Source organism: Pseudomonas sp. E102, from assembly GCF_052660185.1.
In genome coordinates this window covers 681649-699316 of sequence record NZ_CP084025.1, presented here as the reverse complement: position 1 = coordinate 699316, position 17668 = coordinate 681649, and the positions used below count along the sequence as shown (strand labels likewise).

The 17668-nt window shown below is 60.1% G+C and carries 18 protein-coding genes, 1 tRNA gene and 1 pseudogene; 13 read left to right on the top strand and 7 right to left on the bottom strand.

Translation table 11 applies throughout. The features are described from left to right. Window positions 1-16: 16 nt before the first annotated feature. From atzF to DOCECA_RS03360, 6 genes and pseudogenes are all read left to right on the top strand, one after another. Window positions 17-1801: an allophanate hydrolase gene (gene atzF / locus DOCECA_RS03385; RefSeq protein WP_445571442.1), complete on the top strand. Its 1785-nt coding sequence runs from the start codon at window positions 17-19 to the stop codon at window positions 1799-1801. A 245-nt stretch (window positions 1802-2046) separates the two neighbouring features. After that, window positions 2047-2664 (top strand): annotated as a pseudogene (locus DOCECA_RS03380) (GGDEF domain-containing protein); the annotation flags it as partial. Further along, entirely contained in the window at window positions 2657-2875 is a 219-nt protein-coding gene (locus tag DOCECA_RS03375) for a cysteine-rich CWC family protein (protein WP_434650192.1), read from the top strand. The pseudogene DOCECA_RS03380 and the gene DOCECA_RS03375, both read left to right, overlap by 8 nt. Window positions 2876-2908: 33 nt before the next feature. Further along, window positions 2909-3601 (top strand): pseudouridine synthase, encoded by a 693-nt coding sequence (locus DOCECA_RS03370; protein WP_434650190.1) that lies wholly within the window; start codon window positions 2909-2911, stop codon window positions 3599-3601. 309 nt (window positions 3602-3910) lie between these two features. After that, window positions 3911-4795 carry an alpha/beta fold hydrolase gene (locus DOCECA_RS03365; protein WP_420766731.1) on the top strand — a complete coding sequence of 295 codons (885 nt, stop codon included), beginning with the start codon at window positions 3911-3913 and terminating at the stop codon, window positions 4793-4795. A 149-nt stretch (window positions 4796-4944) separates the two neighbouring features. Further along, window positions 4945-5018 (top strand) — tRNA-Gly (locus DOCECA_RS03360). A gap of 215 nt (window positions 5019-5233) precedes the next feature. Here DOCECA_RS03360 and DOCECA_RS03355 read toward each other — a convergent pair. After that, entirely contained in the window at window positions 5234-5710 is a 477-nt protein-coding gene (locus DOCECA_RS03355) for an Lrp/AsnC family transcriptional regulator (protein WP_434610068.1), read from the bottom strand. A 145-nt stretch (window positions 5711-5855) separates the two neighbouring features. Between DOCECA_RS03355 and DOCECA_RS03350 the strand changes: the two genes are divergently transcribed. The 3 genes from DOCECA_RS03350 (at window position 5856) to DOCECA_RS03340 (ending at window position 7379) form a co-directional block, all read left to right on the top strand. Beyond that, entirely contained in the window at window positions 5856-6485 is a 630-nt protein-coding gene (locus DOCECA_RS03350; protein WP_434610066.1) for a LysE family translocator, read from the top strand. Window positions 6486-6752: 267 nt separating this feature from the next. Next, complete coding sequence (locus tag DOCECA_RS03345) at window positions 6753-6968, top strand: type II toxin-antitoxin system HicA family toxin (protein WP_445571441.1); 216 nt, start codon at window positions 6753-6755, stop codon at window positions 6966-6968. After that, window positions 6969-7379 carry a type II toxin-antitoxin system HicB family antitoxin gene (locus tag DOCECA_RS03340; protein WP_198797116.1) on the top strand — a complete coding sequence of 137 codons (411 nt, stop codon included), beginning with the start codon at window positions 6969-6971 and terminating at the stop codon, window positions 7377-7379. 124 nt (window positions 7380-7503) lie between these two features. Here the strand turns inward: DOCECA_RS03340 and DOCECA_RS03335 are convergent, their stop codons facing one another. Then, complete coding sequence (locus DOCECA_RS03335) at window positions 7504-7650, bottom strand: hypothetical protein (RefSeq protein WP_434562766.1); 147 nt, start codon at window positions 7648-7650, stop codon at window positions 7504-7506. A gap of 174 nt (window positions 7651-7824) precedes the next feature. Here DOCECA_RS03335 and DOCECA_RS03330 point away from each other — a divergent pair, with 174 nt between their 5' ends. Next, a complete protein-coding gene (locus DOCECA_RS03330; protein ID WP_445571440.1) occupies window positions 7825-8229 on the top strand; it encodes a low affinity iron permease family protein in 405 nt (134 codons plus the stop codon). Between the two features lie 46 nt (window positions 8230-8275). Here the strand turns inward: DOCECA_RS03330 and DOCECA_RS03325 are convergent, their stop codons facing one another. The 3 genes from DOCECA_RS03325 to DOCECA_RS03315 all read right to left on the bottom strand — a co-directional run bounded on the left by DOCECA_RS03325 (window position 8276) and on the right by DOCECA_RS03315 (window position 11464). Then, window positions 8276-9184 carry an SDR family oxidoreductase gene (locus DOCECA_RS03325; RefSeq protein WP_420766737.1) on the bottom strand — a complete coding sequence of 303 codons (909 nt, stop codon included), beginning with the start codon at window positions 9182-9184 and terminating at the stop codon, window positions 8276-8278. An 80-nt stretch (window positions 9185-9264) separates the two neighbouring features. Then, window positions 9265-9768 (bottom strand): DUF4142 domain-containing protein, encoded by a 504-nt coding sequence (locus DOCECA_RS03320; RefSeq protein ID WP_420766738.1) that lies wholly within the window; start codon window positions 9766-9768, stop codon window positions 9265-9267. 346 nt (window positions 9769-10114) lie between these two features. After that, a complete protein-coding gene (locus tag DOCECA_RS03315) occupies window positions 10115-11464 on the bottom strand; it encodes a sensor domain-containing protein (RefSeq protein ID WP_420766739.1) in 1350 nt (449 codons plus the stop codon). Window positions 11465-11829: 365 nt separating this feature from the next. Here DOCECA_RS03315 and DOCECA_RS03310 point away from each other — a divergent pair, with 365 nt between their 5' ends. From DOCECA_RS03310 to DOCECA_RS03300, 3 genes are all read left to right on the top strand, one after another. Continuing rightward, window positions 11830-13065, top strand: a complete 1236-nt coding sequence (locus DOCECA_RS03310) for an aminotransferase class I/II-fold pyridoxal phosphate-dependent enzyme (protein WP_445571439.1) — start codon at window positions 11830-11832, stop codon at window positions 13063-13065. A 12-nt stretch (window positions 13066-13077) separates the two neighbouring features. Then, entirely contained in the window at window positions 13078-14244 is a 1167-nt protein-coding gene (locus DOCECA_RS03305; RefSeq protein ID WP_434610057.1) for an MFS transporter, read from the top strand. Window positions 14245-14348: 104 nt separating this feature from the next. Continuing rightward, window positions 14349-15368: a DUF4917 family protein gene (locus DOCECA_RS03300; RefSeq protein ID WP_434610054.1), complete on the top strand. Its 1020-nt coding sequence runs from the start codon at window positions 14349-14351 to the stop codon at window positions 15366-15368. 23 nt (window positions 15369-15391) lie between these two features. Here the strand turns inward: DOCECA_RS03300 and DOCECA_RS03295 are convergent, their stop codons facing one another. After that, window positions 15392-15973, bottom strand: a complete 582-nt coding sequence (locus DOCECA_RS03295; protein WP_434650180.1) for a DJ-1/PfpI family protein — start codon at window positions 15971-15973, stop codon at window positions 15392-15394. Between the two features lie 202 nt (window positions 15974-16175). Beyond that, a complete protein-coding gene (locus tag DOCECA_RS03290) occupies window positions 16176-17393 on the bottom strand; it encodes a class I SAM-dependent methyltransferase (RefSeq protein WP_434650179.1) in 1218 nt (405 codons plus the stop codon). Between the last annotated feature and the right edge of the window lie 275 nt (window positions 17394-17668).

The following is a 17668-nucleotide window of genomic DNA, read 5'->3' as shown; positions in this document are numbered from 1 at the left end:
TCAAAGGATTAACGCGATGAACCTTTCTCTGCGCCTGGACAACCTTCGCGACGCCTATCGCAAAGGGGAAACGACACCCCGCCAGTTGCTGCTGGCCCTGCGGGAAAAAGCCGCTGCGCTCAACCCGGACTACCACCTGTTCATTCACCTGCTGTCGCCCGAGGAACTGGAGCCTTATCTGGCGGCCCTGGAAAGTCGCGACCTGGACAGCTTGCCGTTGTATGGCGTGCCGTTCGCCATCAAAGACAACATTGACCTGGCCGGCATTCCCACCACGGCCGCCTGCCCGGCGTTTGCCTACGTACCGCAACGTTCGGCCACGGTGGTCGAGCAGTTGCTGGCGTTGGGCGCTGTTCCCCTGGGCAAGACCAACCTCGATCAGTTCGCCACCGGGCTCAACGGCACCCGCACCCCCTACGGTGCCTGCCGCAACAGCGTGCTGGCGGATTATCCGGCGGGTGGCTCGAGTGCCGGCTCGCCGCTGGCGGTGGCCCTGGGTGTGGCAAGCTTTGCCTTGGGCACCGACACCGCGGGCTCCGGCCGGGTGCCCGCGGCGCTGAACAATCTGGTCGGGCTGAAAGCCACCAAAGGTTTGGTTTCCACCGCCGGCGTGGTGCCGGCCTGCCGTACGCTGGACTGCGTGACGACCTTCACCGCGACGGCGCGGGAAGCCAGCCAGCTGTTGGCATTGACCGCGCATTTCGACCCGCGCGACGAATACAGCCGCCGCAACCCGCAATGGAACGACGGCTCGGCGTTCGGCGCGCCACGGCGCTTTCGTTTCGGTGTGCCTCGCTGGCAAGACCTGGAATTTTTTGGCTGCGACGAAGGCCCACGGTTGTTCCGCGACGCCATTGAGCGACTCGAACGTCTGGGCGGCGAAGTCGTCGAGCTGGACCTGTCGCCCTTCCTCGAAGCGGCGCGCTTGCTGTATGAGGGACCTTGGGTCGCCGAGCGCTACAGCGTTGCCGGGGACCTGATCGAGCGCGACTCCAGCGCGGTACTGCCGGTCATCCGCGCCGTGCTGGAGAAAGCGCCTACCGTAACGGGTGTAGAAACATTCCGCGCCCAGTACCGTTTGCAAGCGCTCAAGGCCCAGTGCGACCGAACGATGGAAGCCCTCGACTGCGTGCTCACCCCCACCATCGGGCGCCCGGTGAGCCTCGCCGAACTCGCTGCCGAACCGCTGCAGCGCAACGCTGAACTGGGTTATTACACCAACTTCATGAACCTGCTGGACTACGCCGCCGTCGCCGTGCCCAGCGCCTTCATGGCCAGCGGTTTGCCTTGGGGCGTGACGTTGTTCGGCCGGGCCTTCACCGATCAATACCTGCTGGGCGTGGCCGACGCCTTGCAGCGTCAGCAACTGGATGACTTGCCAACCCCCGCCAATCCCGCGCGCCATGATCGGGCTCGGCTGGTGGTGTGCGGCGCGCACCTGGAGGGTTTGGCGTTGAATTGGCAACTCAAACAGCGTGGGGCCCGGCTGGTCGAGGTCAGCCAAAGCTCGCCGGATTATCGGCTCTATGCCCTCGCCGGCGGCCCGCCAATGCGCCCCGGCATGCTTCGGGTTGGCGAGGGAGGCATGGCGATCGAGGTGGAAATCTGGGAACTGCCAACCAGTGAACTTGGCTCGTTCCTGACCGGTATCCCCGCACCGCTTGGGTTGGGCAAGGTGCAATTGGCCGACGGGCGCTGGGAAAGCGGTTTCATCTGCGAGCCGTATGGCCTGGACGGCGCACAGGACATCACCCATTTGGGCGGATGGCGGGCTTATTTGCGAACCCTGGAATCGCGATGAACCGGTGGCGAGGGAGTCCGCTCCCTCGCCACCGTTTCACAAATCGCAAATCCAGGGGCTCCTTTTCTCACAAGGCCACTAAACTGATTCCATCGGGTCACTCCTGAGGAATCGCCATGTCGCTTCGTTCGCCGCTGTATTCCCAGCGCTCACCGGTGCTGATGCTCGCCGTTTTGCTGGGTGCCGCCTTCCTGCTGACTTCGCTGTTGGCTTATTACGCCGCCAACACGTCACTCAAGGACAACATCCTCAAGGCGTTGTACGTCAACCTCCTGATCGGCCTACTGGTCACGGTGACGGTGTTCGTCATGCTTTATCGGCTGATCGCCAGTTTCCAACGCCGGATCGACGCCCAAGCGATTCTGGATGGACTGACGGAACTGCCCAATCGCCGGGGCTTCGACCTGCTGGCGGTGCAAGCACTGCACGAAGCCCAGCGAGAACCCAAGCCCTTGAGCGCGTTGTTGCTGGAGGTGGATGCTTTCAAACAACTGGATGCCACCCACGGCCATGTCGTCAGCGACCAATTGCTGAGCGGTTTCGCCCACGACCTGACCGACACATTGCGGCACTCGGACATCGTGTGTCGGTGGGGCACAGACGCCTTCGTCATGCTACTCAAGGACACCGATGGACAGAACGGTCTGAAAATCGCTGAGAAAATTCGCCAGCGCATCGAGTTGCAGCGCTACTTTTGCAGCGGGAAACAATTGCAGGTCACCGTCAGCATCGGCCTGACCACCTTGCAGGACAAAGACACCTTGCATAGCCTGCTGTCCCGAGCCGATCATGCGCTGCAACGCGCCCGACAAACCGGCAGCAACCGAACCTGCGTGGAAATGCCTCACTCCAGCTATGAATGAACCTGACCATTGCCCGGCCTGCGGCGGCGCCAACGACTGCACCCTCGCCGATCCGAGGACCGCCGACCGCGCCTGCTGGTGCTATGGCGTCAGCATCGACCCGGCTGTGCTCCTGGCATTGCCGGCCGAGCTACGGAACAGATCCTGCCTGTGCCCACGGTGCGCTCAGGTCGACGACCAGTTGCGCGCCAATCCGCGACCGATCGCGTAATATTGCGCCCCCGCTTCCTGGCCTGAACGTCCCATGCGCGTTGACCGTTTCCTCAGTAATCTGCCGCGTTTCAATCGGCAGCAGGTCCGCCTGCTCCTGGTGGGGCGTCGGGTGCGTATCGATGGCCAGACCGTCACCGACCCACACGCGCCGGTGCGCGAGTTCAGCCACGTCGAAGTCGATGGTGACGTATTGCAAGCAGGCCGACCCGCGCGGTACTTCATGCTGCACAAGCCGCCTGGCTGCGTCAGTGCCACCCGCGATCCACAGCACCGCACCGTGCTCGATCTACTGGACGAGCCGGACAAGGACGACTTGCACATCGCCGGCCGCCTGGATTTCAACACCACCGGGCTGATGCTGATCACCAACGACGGCAGTTGGTCGCGGCGCCTGACCCAACCGCAAACCAAACTGGCGAAGGTCTACTACGTCGAGACCGAGCAGCCCCTCACCGCCGAGTACGCCCCCACCTTTGCCAAAGGCCTGTATTTCGGATTCGAAGACCTGACCACGCAACCGGCGCAACTGACGCTGCTAGGGCCGAAGTCCGCGCGATTGAGCATCGTTGAAGGTCGCTACCACCAGGTCAAGCGCATGTTCGGTCACTTCAATAACAAGGTGCTGCGCCTGCACCGCGAGAGCATGGGCCCCCTGGTGCTGGACTCGGATCTCGAGCCCGGTCGCTACCGTGCCCTTGGCCCCGAGGAGATCTGCCTGGTCTGAGTCAACGACCGCTGGGCAGAAGTGCCGGACAATTTTCAAAGAGCACTTGCGCAACGCTCGACCCCCTGCTTGAATCAAACCGTCGGCCGAAATGTGACCGACGAGTCACCTCATACCTCTAAGAAACTTTTTGCCGGCTGGAGCCCCCAGGTTCCGCCCCATCCCTCCGGCAAACTGCCCGCCATAACAATACCCGTCGACCGAATGTCATGGATCGACATGGGCCTTATCTTCCAGGCGTATGCCTACCTGTCACATTGCCCGTGCAATCTCATTGCGCGCATACCCGCTTGCCAGGAGTCTTATGACATGAGGCCAGAAATCGCTGTGCTGGATATACAGGGTCAGTATCGGGTTTACACGGAGTTCTATCGCGCAGACGCCGCGCAAAAGACCATCATCCTGGTCAACGGCTCGATGGCCACCACCGCGTCGTTTGCCCAGACCGCCAAGAACCTCTACCCGCAATTCAACGTCGTGCTGTACGACCAGCCCTACGCGGGCAAGTCCAAGGCCCATAACCGTCACGAGAAAATGCTCACGAAGGAAATCGAAGGGCAGATCCTCCTGGAGTTGATCGACCACTTCGCCGCCGAACACGTGCTGTCCTTTTCGTGGGGCGGCGCGGCCGCGCTAACGGCACTGGCCCACCGCCCGCGGCGCATCGAAAAAGCCGTCATCAGCTCGTTCTCACCGGTGCTCAACATGCCGATGCGCGACTACCTGGAACGCGGTGTCGACTACCTCAGCAGCCTGGACGGCGACCGTGTTGGACATTTGGTCAACAGCACCATCGGCAAGCACCTGCCGCCCCTGTTCAAGCGCTTCAACTATCGCCACGTCAGCAACCTGGCCGAGCATGAATACGGACAGATGCACTTTCACATCAACGACGTGCTTCACAGCGACCAGCAGTGCTACGTCAACGCAGCCAGGAAGGTCAACGTTCCGGTGCTGTTCCTGAACGGCGAATGGGACGAGTACACCTCGGCAACCGACGCCAGGCTCTTCGCCGACCACGTCCAGCACAGCAGCTTCACCACGTTGCAAGCGACCGGCCACTTCCTGGACATGGAACACAAAGCCGCCTGCCGCGACAGCCGCGACGCGTTGCTGGGCTTCCTCAAGCCGACCCGCCACGAAAGCCGACCGCGCTACAGCTATGTGCAGGACTACCATGCACTGGCTATCTGAAAAAAAGTCATCGCGAGCGAGCCTCCCACAACGAGGCTTGCCCGCGACGACCGCTCTGCTTTAAGGCTTGCGCAGACGGATGACCTGACCGGCCGGAAAGAAAAACTTCAAATCCAAGGCGACATCTGGTACAAAGTCAGCCGCTCTGAGCGGGTGTCGTATAATGGCATTACTCCAGCTTCCCAAGCTGATAACGAGGGTTCGATTCCCTTCACCCGCTCCAATCGAATTCTGGTCTCGCGTCGTGGTGGTTTTTGACGGGAGATTGAAAAAACCGGCTCTTGGTGGCCGGTTTTTTTTGGTCTGGGGTTTGTGGGGTTTCTGTCCTGACGCTTACGCCAGTCATTTATTGTTTTCCATAAGGGCGGTAAGGCGGCGGATGATCAGCGCTTGGTTCGTCGACATAAAACAGCAAGTTGCTTACGACAGACAACCGCCTCAATCCCCACCCAAATGCCCCAACGGCAACGGCCCCGGCGCCTTCACCGTGTTGATCGCGAAATTGCTGCGAATATCACTGACCCCCGGCAACTTCAGCAGCTTGCCCGTGACAAAACGGTCATAGGCTCGTAGGTCAGGCACCGCCACTTGCAGCAGGAAGTCGGACTCACCGGACACCAGGAACGCCGAGATCACTTCGGGCAGCGCGGTCACCGCCTGACGGAAAGCCTCGGCTCGCTCGTCGGTGTGCCGTTCGACCTTGATGCCAACGAAAATCGTCATCCCAAGTCCCACTTCATCGCGATCCAGGATGGCTTGATAACCGCGAATCACCCCCGCCTCTTCAAGCATCCGCACGCGACGCAGACAGGGTGAGGGAGACAAGCCGATTTCTTCGGCCAGTTGCACGTTGCTCAGCCTACCGTCCCGTTGCAGTGCCGTCAGGATTTTGCGGTCGAACGTATCCAATTTCATAATTTGGCATTATCCGTTTCAATCATTCGATTAAGTGGCAGGTTATGCCAATTTCAAGAGCTTTAGAAGCTGACTACGCAACCACCTGCCCTGCCCTTCGACCCTAGACTGGCGTCTCCAATCTACAGAATGCGGAGGGCTTGCAATGACAGGGCTCTGGTTGTTTTTCATGGCATTGACGGTGGCGTATCTACTGCCTGGGCCGGACATGATCCTGGTGCTGCAAACCGGCGCTCGACAGGGCAAAGGCGTGGCATTGGCAACGGCGCTGGGATTGGGCGTTGCCCGGGCATGTCATGTCGCGCTGGCAGCGATGGGCCTTTCGGTATTGTTCAAGACGGCGCCGTGGACGTTTGATGCGGTGCGCCTGGCCGGAGCTGCTTATCTGGCCTGGATCGGGTTTCAATGTTTGCGGACGACGTTGTTGCCCCGCTTCGAAGGAGCCGCCGCTGAAATCGGGAAGAGGCAATGGCATCAGGCGATCCGGCGCGGTCTGTTGACGAATTTGCTCAACCCCAAGGCGTTGCTGTTCTGCTCGGTGTTGCTCCCGCAATTCATCGATCCACAGGACGGGCCTGTGTTGGGACAATTCGCGATATTGGGTGTAGTACTGGTCGGCGTTGGCCTGCTGTTCGACAGCGCTTATGCATTGATCGGTGTAGCGCTTGGGCGATGGCTCCAACGCTCGCCTTCGGCCCAGCGCGTGCAGCGGTGGGTGTTTGGTGGTTTGCTGATCGGTTTTGCGGTCCGGCTGACGTTTGTGCAGCAGTCGTGAGTCCTATGGATTTGTAGCGGATACGCTGAAAAACCAGGGCTGCTCCGCAGCCCAGCGGCAGCAAGCTCCCTCGCCACGTCAATATCAACCACCCCGTCTCACATCCCGAAATAAAGCCAACCCGCCCTTTCCCACCCTAGCGTGACGCTGCTCCTAGACTCCAAGCAAAGAGCTCGCCAGCCCCAACCGTCCTCAATGGTGGTTATGGTGTTGATCATTTTTCTTCAGTAGGTATAGTACTTACCGATGACACCACAGGGAGGTGTTGTGAACAGCCGATTTTTGATAAGCCAAATTGTTGCGGATGGTTGGTATCTGGTGCGTATCCGAGGCAGTCACCATCACTTCAAACACCCAACCAAACCGGGGCTGGTTACGGTTCCTCATCCCAAGAAGGACCTGCTCAAGAAGACGGCTATCACTATCTTGCAACAGGCCCTCCTCCAGACGCCTGGTTGCCGCGCTTTTCCAGAGGACGATTGAATGCTTTACCCAATTGCGATTTCCATGGGCGATGACAAGCACGCCTGGGGTGTGGAAGTGCCGGATATTCCCGGTTGTTTTTCCGCAGGTGACGACCTGGACGAGGCCATGGCGATGGCGCGGGAGGCCATCGAGGGTCATTTCGAGATTCTGGCCGAAGACGGTTCGCCCATTCCATCGGCCAACACCGTTACCCTGCACGCAGCCAACCCACAATACGCCGGTTGCACCTGGGCGCTGGTGGACATCGATGTGACCAAGTACCTGGGCAAGGCGCAGAAACTCAACATCACGTTACCCGGCTACCTGCTCAACCGGATCGATGAATATGTATTGCACCATCCCGAAGAGAAGAGCCGCTCCGGCTTCCTCGCATCGGCAGCGCTGAAGGTGCTGCAGCAAGGGCGATGAGCAATCACTGACGAAACACGAACCGGTGTGAGCGAGCTTGCTCGCGATGGCGTAGGGTCAGCGATATCAGGTTGTCTGACACAGAGCCATCACGAGCAAGCTCGCTCCCACCGTTTCACCGATTCTACTTGCTCTCCGACTTGGACTCCTGCATCTGCACCGAAGACTTGCTGCCGTCGGTGTTGTCCTTGGTCTCGTTACCCGAGTTGTCGAAGCAGCCTTGCAAAGCGAACAGGCAGCAGGCGAGGCAAAGGGTGCGGGCGATATTCATGATGTACTCCAATGCTGAGGGCTTTCATGAGTGACCCGTGGCAGCGGCAATGGTTGCGACTGTCATCGTGCTGCACGATGAACGTAAGGGACCTTGCGATTGAAATGTAAGTAGAATTTTCACCGCCTCGTTGCTGTCTCACCAGACAGGTGCATCCCAAAAGGAAACACAGCAATGACGTTCGCCAAAATCGCTCAAAAACTATCCCTCTGGGCCGGGAGCCCCAAGACCTTCCTAGGGGCCATCGTGCTGTTGGCGCTCTGGGCTGCCAGCGGACCTTTGTTCGGTTTCAACGATACCTGGCAACTGATCATCAACACCTCGACCACGATCATCACCTTCCTGATGGTGTTCCTCATCCAGAATACGCAGAACCGCGATACGGATATCCTGCACCTGAAAGTGGATGAATTGCTTCGGGCGTCCAAGGACGCGCAGAACGCAATGCTCGGTCTCGAGTCGCTTGATCTCAAACAACTTGAAGCGTTGAGGAAGCGGTATCAGGACATGGGCAAGGTCGACGCCAAGAGCCTTGATGGCGTCGAACAGGAAAAAAAGGTAGACCTGAACCAATGCTGATACTGATGCGCGAGGGGCCCATGCCACTCGCGCACTCCCTTGGGCATCAGGGCAACGGGTTGCCTCCCGTCACGCCAAATACTTCCCCGGTGATATAGCTCGACTCCTGGGAAGCGAGCAGTACATAAAGCGGCGCGCATTCAGCGGGTTGGCCCGGACGTTTCATCGGAACCTGGGAGCCGAACGTAGGAATCTTCTCCCTAGGTTGTCCGCCGCTGGGTTGCAGCACGGTCCAGATTGGACCCGGCGCGACTGCATTGACACGAATGCCCTTGCTGATGACTTGCCCGGCCAGCGCCTTGGTAAACGCCACGATTGCCGCTTTGGTGGTGGCGTAGTCCAGCAGCGTCGCGGACGGATCGTAGGATTGGATAGAGGCGGTATTGATGATGGTTGCCCCAGCTGGCATCAGCGGAACAGCAGCCTTGCAGATCCAGAACATCGCATAGATGTTGGTCTTCATGGTGTCATCGAATTGCGCGGTGGTGATGTCGGCAATGTCTTTTTGCGCCTCCTGCTTACCGGCGACATTCACCAGGATATCCAGGCCATCGAGTTGCTGCTGCGCCATCTTCACCATCTGGACACAGAACGCCTCATCCTTCAGGTCGCCTGGTATGGCGATGGCCTTGCGGCCCTCAGCCTTGATCAGTTCGATGACTTGTTGTGCATCGCGCTCTTCGCTGGGCAGATAATTGATCGCGACATCAGCCCCTTCCCGGGCGTAGGCGATGGCAGCGGCGCGACCAATCCCCGAATCGCCGCCCGTGATCAAGGCCTTGCGCCCCTCCAGGCGACCAAAACCTTGATAGCTTTTTTCACCATGATCCGGTTGCGGTTCCATATCCTGATCAATGCCAGGGGGTGACTGCGGCTGGTCGGGAAATTCCGGACGCGGGTATTGGGTCAGCGGATTCTGCATCGCGTATTGGTTGGGTTCTCGGCGTGTAGACATCGAGGTTCTCCTTTTCAGCGGGCAAAACAAGCCGGGACGTTGGCGCCCCGGCCCTGGAATTGACACAGGTGCAGCGGAGATCAACGGCTGGCTTGCAGGGCCCTGGCCATTTCAAGGTGCGTCTGCAATTTAGGCAGGGTTTCGTCGGCGAATGCCTTGATCTCCGGCACGTCAGTGGTCTGGGCCTGCTGCTGGATCTGCGCGATGGCGTCCTCAGTGGCCTTGACCTGGCTGGCGGCATACGCCGCTTCAAACGACTCGCCCTCGGCGACTTGCGGCTGCAGGGTCTTCGCTTTGTCCGCCACTACTTCCCGCGGCGCGACAGGCAAGTCGAGTTTCTTGGCGATCTTCGCCAGATGTTGGTTGGCGGTGGTGCGGTCGTTGATCACCATGATGGTGTAATCCTTGACTTCCCGTGACTCCGCCTTCGAATGTGCCTCGCGGCTGGCTTCGATGTCGGCCATGCCTTTGGCGGATGCATCGTTGATGAATTCGACAGGTGACTGGGCCCACGCACTGTTGGCACCCAGGCCCATCAGTACAACAACACTGGTGGTGCGTAAAAAGGTGGCCATCCGGCTCATGGTCGCGCCCTCCTCTGAAAGATATTGCGACGGGATTTGCGCCGCAGAAATCAGAACCACCGTTGAACATTCAGCGAGACGTCCCGCCCGGCTTGCGGCCAATCTCGGCTTTCAGCGGACTTTTATCGACACTCGCGATGGTGGTTCTCCCACTTTTGCGACCCGCTTCGGACACCTTCGTTCGATCGTGGGCAATGTTTCCCGGATAAATGTTGCTTGATCCGCCCATAGTCCAACCCTCCGTAAACAAAGAATGATGGGCACGCTTGCCCCGTATTCATTTGAAGTGACCTGGGATTCAAGGTTTGGAGAAAACGCTCACGCCACGACGAACGGTGGCGCGAATTCAAATGCCGAAAGCCCTATGATTGTGGCGCTTGGCTGCGTACATCGCCTCATCGGCATGGCGGAACAGCGTTACGTCTTCGGTCCCGTGGTCAGGAAAACAGGCCAGACCGATGCTCGGCTCGATGCTGAGACAGTGGCCGTCCAGCCGCAGAGGTTGGGCCAATGCGAGACGAATTTTCTCCTGTACCCTGCCGGCATCTTCCACGCTGTGGACGCTATGGAGCAACACGACGAACTCATCGCCACCGATGCGCGCGACGGTGTCGGCGTCACGTATGCACCCCTTCAATCGGCTGGCGACCGCTTGCAGCAGCATATCGCCGACGCCATGGCCGTAGGTGTCGTTGACTTGCTTGAAACGATCCAGGTCGATGTACAACAACGCCATCCGTCCGGAAACAACACGGGCCGTGGCCAACGCGGCCTTGAACCGATCCCGCAGCAACTCACGGTTGGGTACCTGGGTCAGTTGGTCGTACTGCGCCATGTGCTGAAGCCGGGCGTGCAGTTGTTGGCGCTCGATGGCGAGGGTGATCTGGGCGCAGACGTATTGCAGCAATTCCTTGTCCTGCTCCGTATAGCGACCACTGTCCGGAGCACTCTTGACGATCAATGCGCCGATCGTACTGCCTTGCGAATTCAGCGGTACACCCAGCCAGCAAGGCGCATCAGGCTTCGCCACTAGGTCGCAGAATTCCACGGGCGACGAGCTGCAACCGGGCGTGAGCAGGATCGGCTGGCCGCTGCGTACCACTTCGGCGCACAAGCGCCCGATAGCCGTGCCAGGCAGCTCGGGCTGTCGTTCTCGATCGTCGACGTGATAGGCAAAGTTGAGCTGTGCGCACTGCTCGTCATACAACGCCACCGAGAAATTCAGCGCCGGCAACCACTCGCCAATGATGAGGTGGATACGCTTGAATAATGCCAGCAAGTCGGCGGCGGCATGGGCCGCCTCGGAAATTGCATACAACGCGGCCTGCCTGGATTCCGCCTGCTTGCGCTCGGTGATGTCGCGAGCCACGGCGATCCGAAGCTGGTCAGCCTCCGACCAGCGCGCCGACCACAAGATGTGCACCACGCCACCGTCCTTGCGCAGATAGCGGTTTTCGAAATTGAGCTTGGGCTCGCCCCCCATGATCTCCCGCGCCGCCTCGAGGGTCCGTTGGCGATCGGCGGGATGAACCAGCTCGATCATCGACCGACCGATCAGTTCCTGGGGGGTATAGCCGAAAATACGCTCGCAGGCGGCGCTGACGAATACGAAGCGTCCCTGGACATCGACGGCGCAGACGGCATCGAGCAGCAGGTCGAGGTAACTGGCCAACGGCGTGGAGTTTCGGGTGTCCATGACGCGCAAGCCATCCGGGTAATCAAGCAATGGGCGAACCGGGTCGCCCCCGTTCATGACGCCGACGGAGCATGCAAAGCCGACGCGCCCCCCACGGTACCGATGAGGATAGCGCAGGGTATCGACACGCGGGGTGCCCAGACGCCTGAGGATAGCAAACGCCCCGGGCTCAGAGGCCAGGAAGCAGCTCCGACATGGCAAATGGATTTCCCGGCCAAGGTCCTAGGCAGGGTCCTACGCAGAAGTCTCCGGTAACACTCAAACACGCCGGAATCAGCCGATTCAAAGCCCCACCCATCGGTCTGTAAAGTCTGGACACACAAGCCCCACGGACAGCAACGCTAACCAAGGAATGTATTCACGCCATGGACCAGATTGCGCAGCCCACTCAGCACTTCAGTAACTATCGCAAAATCATTTCCCTGGCGGACCGGGACTGGCAGAACGCCGAAAACGGAAAGATCGCTGGACTGAACGTCGAGGTCCAGTCTCCCAACGTGCTCATCGACCAATACGGTCGCACCTTGCATCACTTTTGCACCACGTCGTACCTGGGCCTGGATTATCACCCCGCCTTGCTGGATGGCGCCATGACCACGCTGTGGGAAACAGGAACACTGCGTGTCGCCAACTCCAGAAACCGCAGCCGGCTAGCAATCCTGGACCAATACGAAACCCAGCTGTCGGAGCTGTTCGGCGCCAGCTGCCTCAGTGCGCTGTCCTGCAGTGCGGCGAGTGCGGGAATCCTGCCGCTGCTGGCCAGCGGCGCGCTGACGAAAAACCGCCCGCCGGTGATGGTGTTCGACAAGCACGCCCACTACTCGATGAACCATATCAAGGCCGCGTGTGCGGATGAAACCCAGGTCCTCACCTGCCCACACAACGACATGGATTTTCTTGAGGACGTCTGCAAACGCCAGGGCAACGTGGCCTACGTGACGGACGGCGCCTACAGCATGGGCGGCATGGCGGACCTGGACAGTTTGTTGTACCTCAAACAGCGCTATGGTCTGTTCCTTTATTTGGACGATTCCCATGCCGTGTCTACCGTGGGGCCCTGCGGCATCGGTCGGGTACGCTCACGGATCCACGCCTTGGATGAGCGAACCCTGATCGTCGCCTCGCTGGCCAAGTCCTTCGGGGCCAGTGGCGGGCTGGCCATGTTCGGCAGCGAGCGGCACAAGACGCTGATGCAGCGTTACGGCGGCCCCGCCAACTGGTCGCAGAGCCTCAATTCGGCGGCTATCGGCGCCGGCATGGCCTCGATCCGCTTGCATCGCAGTCGAGAATTCCACGCCTTGCAAGAACGTTTGCAGGCTAATATCCGTTTTTTCGACAGCCTCATCCGCACCGAACAGTATGCAAGCCCCATGGCAATCCGCCTGGTGCGCTGCGGTGAGGCAGCCCTGGCTACCCGCCTGGCGGTGGAGTTGGCCGACCTGGGGTATTTCACTTCAGCGGTCTTTTTCCCCGTGGTGCCGCAAGACAAGGCCGCGATCCGCATCACCCTGCGCGCCGACATGGAGCCGGACGTGATTCGTTTGTTCTGCGAACAGCTGACCAGTCTTTTGGTGGCCCACGGCCGTGATATCCGTCCTTGAAACGAGCCCTTGATGAAAAACCGTACAACACTGATCGTCACCTGCACCACGGTCTTCCTGGCACAGCTGGGCATGAGCATCTATCTGCCAGCCCTGCCGGATATCGCCCAGGCTCTGAGCGCCGATGCATCCCGAGTGTCGTGGGGGTTGTCGGTGTACCTGGTCGGCATGGCCTTGCCGATGCTGATGTGGGGCAGCCTGAGCCAGCGTCTTGGACGCAAACCGGTGCTGTTGGCGGCATTGACGCTGTACGGCCTCGCAAACCTGGCGCTGCCGTTGGGTACGACGATAGAAACGTTCCTGGCGTTCAGGTTGGTCCAGGGCGTCGGCGCCAGCGGTATTTCGGTGATGGCGAGGGTGCTGATCCGTGACAGCTTCAGCGGCGACCAGCTGGCCAAGGCCTTGTCCTGGATATCGATCGCCTTCGTGGTTGCCCTCGGCATCGGCCAGTACCTCGGCTCACTGATCCAGGCTGCGTTTGGATGGGAGGCGATTTTTCTCGGATTGGGCGCGGCCAGCCTGGTCATGGCCGCCGCGGTGTCCACGGCGGCGTTCCCGGTACTTGCCGAAAACAGCAATGGACAGTCGGCTTGGGGGATCTACGTACGGATACTCCAGCATCGTGGTTTTCTGTTGCCTGCGTTGGCGGGCGGGTTGGGTTATGGCGTGATCATCGCCTTCAACACCGCCGCGCCGCTGATCCTGCAACAGGGCTTTCACTGGTCTGCCATCGAGTATGGGCTGTTGGGCTGGCCGATCAGCGGCGCGTACTTGCTGGGCGCGCTCGCGGTCAATGCCTTTGTGCTGCGCACGGGCCAGCGCCGGCTGATGGGTTGGGGCATTGCCCTGGTCCTGGGTGGCAGCGCGACCATGCTGGCAGGAAGCGTTTCATTGAGCAGCGTCGCGCTTTTGTTCTGGTTGCCATACTGCTTCGCGGTGTTCGGCCAGTCGTTGAATTATCCGATCAGCCTGTCGCTGGCAAACGAAGGCTCGCCGATCGCCGGCGCTTACGCCATGGCGTTGAGCGGTTTCCTGCACCAGCTGATGGCGTCTATGATCGGCGCGATTGCCAGCCTCTTGCTAAGCCAACAGGCGTGGCCACTCGCGGTTTTATGCATGTTATTGGCGACGGCGGCGACGCTGTGCGCCAGGTTCACGCCAAATGGACCGGGTCGGTAAAAACACAGGAAATCGACTGTTCAAAACGCATCTCGATCTGGCTCAAGACTGGGTCGTGATAAAGTCACGCCCTGCCTTAGCCACGTTTTGAGATGATTTTCGCGATGACCGATTTCCAGGAATACGACGCCCGGCTCGAAGATTGGGAGACCTTGCGCGCCGACACCGCCTTCAGCGGCTTGTTGGTGGGCAATGGCGCCAGCCGCGCCGTGTGGGATGATTTCGGCTATGACTCGTTGTTCGAGAACGCCCGCACCGTCGAGGAAAAACCCTTGAGCGCGTCGGAACTGAGCGTCTTCGACGCGCTGCAGACACGCAGTTTCGAACAAGTGCTGGGGGCGCTGAAAACCACCAGTCGGGTCAACAAGGCCTTGGCCGTCAGCTCCGCGGCGCCGCGCAATCGTTATTACGCGATCAAGGAAGCGCTGATCAACACCGTACATGCGGTGCATATTCCTTGGCGGTTGGTACAACCGTCGACCCTGGAGAACCTCAATCAGGAACTGGGTAGCTACCGTACGGTGTTTACCACCAACTACGATCTGCTGAGCTATTGGGCGATCCAACAAGCGCCCGAAACCCTCACCGATCTGTTCCTGGGGGCCGACCACAGCTTTGACCTGAGCCAGGCCCACCTCGACAAACCCCGTCTCTTGTACCTGCACGGTGGCCTGCACCTGGTGCGCAACCAGGACGGCACGGCACGCAAGCTCACCTCCACCGAAGGCACGCTGCTGGGCAGCTTCGCCATCAACAACACCATCAAGACCCTCGACGATGTGCCGTTGTTGGTCAGCGAAGGGCCGAGCCAGGACAAACTCAAAACGATTCGCAGCAGCGACTATCTGTCGTTCTGCTACGACCAACTGCTGCACCACCACGACAATCTGTGCCTGTTCGGCCACGCCCTGGGCGAGCAGGACAGCCACATTGTCGATGCCTTGCGCCAAGCCGCGCCGAAGACCGTCGCCATCTCGATCTACCCACGCAGCCAGGCGTTCATCCAGCACCAGAAACGGCATTACGCCAAGCTGTTCCAGGGTTTGGACACAGAGCTGCGTTTCTTCGATGCCAAGAGCCATCCACTGGGCGATCCGAAGCTGTCGGTGCCGGTGGAGGTCTAGACCGCTCCGATTGGCCCGGCGCCCTATAGGGTAATCGCCGTACCGAGCAACGTCAGGAACCCCGCCAGCCAGCTCGGGTGCGCCGGCCAGGCCGGTGCCGTGGCGAGGTTGCCCTGGACATGGCCTTCGGTCACCGGGATGTCGATGAACGTCCCGCCGGCCAAGCGCACTTCCGGGGCACAGGCCGGATAGGCGCTGCACTCGCGCCCCTCCAGGATGCCCGCCGCCGCCAGCAATTGCGCCCCGTGGCACACCGCCGCGATCGGCTTGCCCGCCAAGTCAAAATCGCGCACCAGTTGCAAGACTTTTTCATTCAGCCGCAAGTATTCCGGAGCGCGACCGCCTGGCACCAGCAACGCATCGTAGTCGGCCGCCTCGACGCTGGCGAAGTCATGGTTGAGGGCGAACAGATGTCCCGGTTTTTCGCTGTAGGTCTGGTCGCCCTCGAAGTCATGAATCGCCGTGCGGACAGACTGCCCGGTCGTTTTATCCGGGCACACGGCATGGACGGTGTGGCCGATCATCTGCAGGGCCTGAAACGGCACCATGACTTCGTAATCTTCGACGTAATCGCCGACCAGCATGAGGATTTTCTTGGCGGCCATGGAATGGGCTCCTTTGGAATGCGTGAGAGTGGACGCATTAAAGGTAGACCGCTGTAACGACAGCCCGCCATTAACTGACAGACTGCACCACTTGATGGGTGGGAGCGAGCAGGCTCGCGAATCAGGCAGCGCGGTTTGTCAGATATTCCGCGTTATCGTTCTTCGCGAGCAGGCTCGCTCCCACAGGGTTCAGATCGGTTTGTCAGGCCAGGTAACCATCCGCCCGCAGCAGCGTTTCGAGGCAGTGCTCGGTAATGTGGTAGAACGCCTTGAGTTCGTCGATCCTGGCCAGCAGTTCGGTAGGCTCCACCGGTTCGGGGCGTTTGACCGCAAGGATCATCTTGTTCTTGTTGGTGTGGTCCAGGGAAATGAACTCGAACACCTTGGTCTCGTAGCCGCAGGCTTCGAGGAACAACGCCCGCAAACTGTCGGTGACCATTTCCGCCTGCTGGCCCAGGTGCAGGCCATATTGCAACATCGGCTTGAGCAGCGCCGGGCTCTGGATTTGCAGGCGGATCTGCTTGTGGCAGCACGGTGAGCACATGATGATCGAGGCGCCCGAGCGGATGCCCATGTGGATAGCGTAATCGGTGGCGATGTCGCAGGCGTGCAAGGCGATCATCACATCCACCGCGCTCGGCGCCACGGTGCGCACGTCACCGTGCTGGAAACTCAGGCCCGGATGCTCCAGTCGTGCCGCGGCTTCATTGCACAGCTTGACCATGTCTTCGCGCAGCTCGACACCCGTCACCACGCCTTCGGCCTGCAAGGTGTTGCGCAAGTAATCATGGATGGCGAAGGTCAGGTAGCCCTTGCCCGAGCCGAAATCCGAGACTCGCACCGGCTTGTCCAAGGCCAATGGCGAAGATGTCAGCGCGTGGCTGAACACTTCGATGAACTTGTTGATCTGCTTCCACTTGCGCGACATGGCCGGGATCAATTCGTGCTTATGGTTGGTCACCCCCAGGTCGGCCAAAAAGGGCCGATTCAGGTCGAGGAAGCGGTTTTTCTCGCGGTTGTGCCCGGCGGACGGTACTTCCCGCAGTTGCTGCGGCTTGCTCTTGAACAGCGAGCTCTTGCCTTTCTTGCTGTATTCCAACTGCGCCTCGTCGGTAATCGCCAACAAGTGAGCATTCTTGAACGAAGTCGGCAACAGCGTGGCGATGGCATCCACGCCTTCGGCCAGCGAAAAATTCTTGGTGATGTCGCGGGTCTTGTAGCGATAGACAAAGGACAGGCACGGCTGGTCCTTGACGGTCAGTTGCTTGACGATCAGCCGCTGCAGATCGCTTTCGTCACCGACGTACTTGGCCAGCACCAGCTTGATGAACGCGTTTTGTTCGAGACTGGTTTGCAAAAGCTCGATGAACTGTGCGTGGTGATCCGGCCCGGGACGGGTGGGAGTTGCGGTGACGGACATGGAAAAGCGGCCTCGGGGCGGGCGGATCGGGAATGACGGGTATTTTAGGGGGGATCGGATGCGGGGGCACGGGGAATTTCCCCAACGGTGCGAAATGCGCAGCGCAATCTAGGTGGCAGCGCGCTTTTGTGGCGAGGGAGCTTGCTCCCGCTCGGCTGCGAAGCAGTCGTCGATGTGCGAGCCCGTTGCCTGACCCTGGAATCGATGGGGACCGCTTCGCGGTCCAGCGGGAGCAAGCTCCCTCGCCACAAAGGCGCCTTCGCCATGGTGGCCTG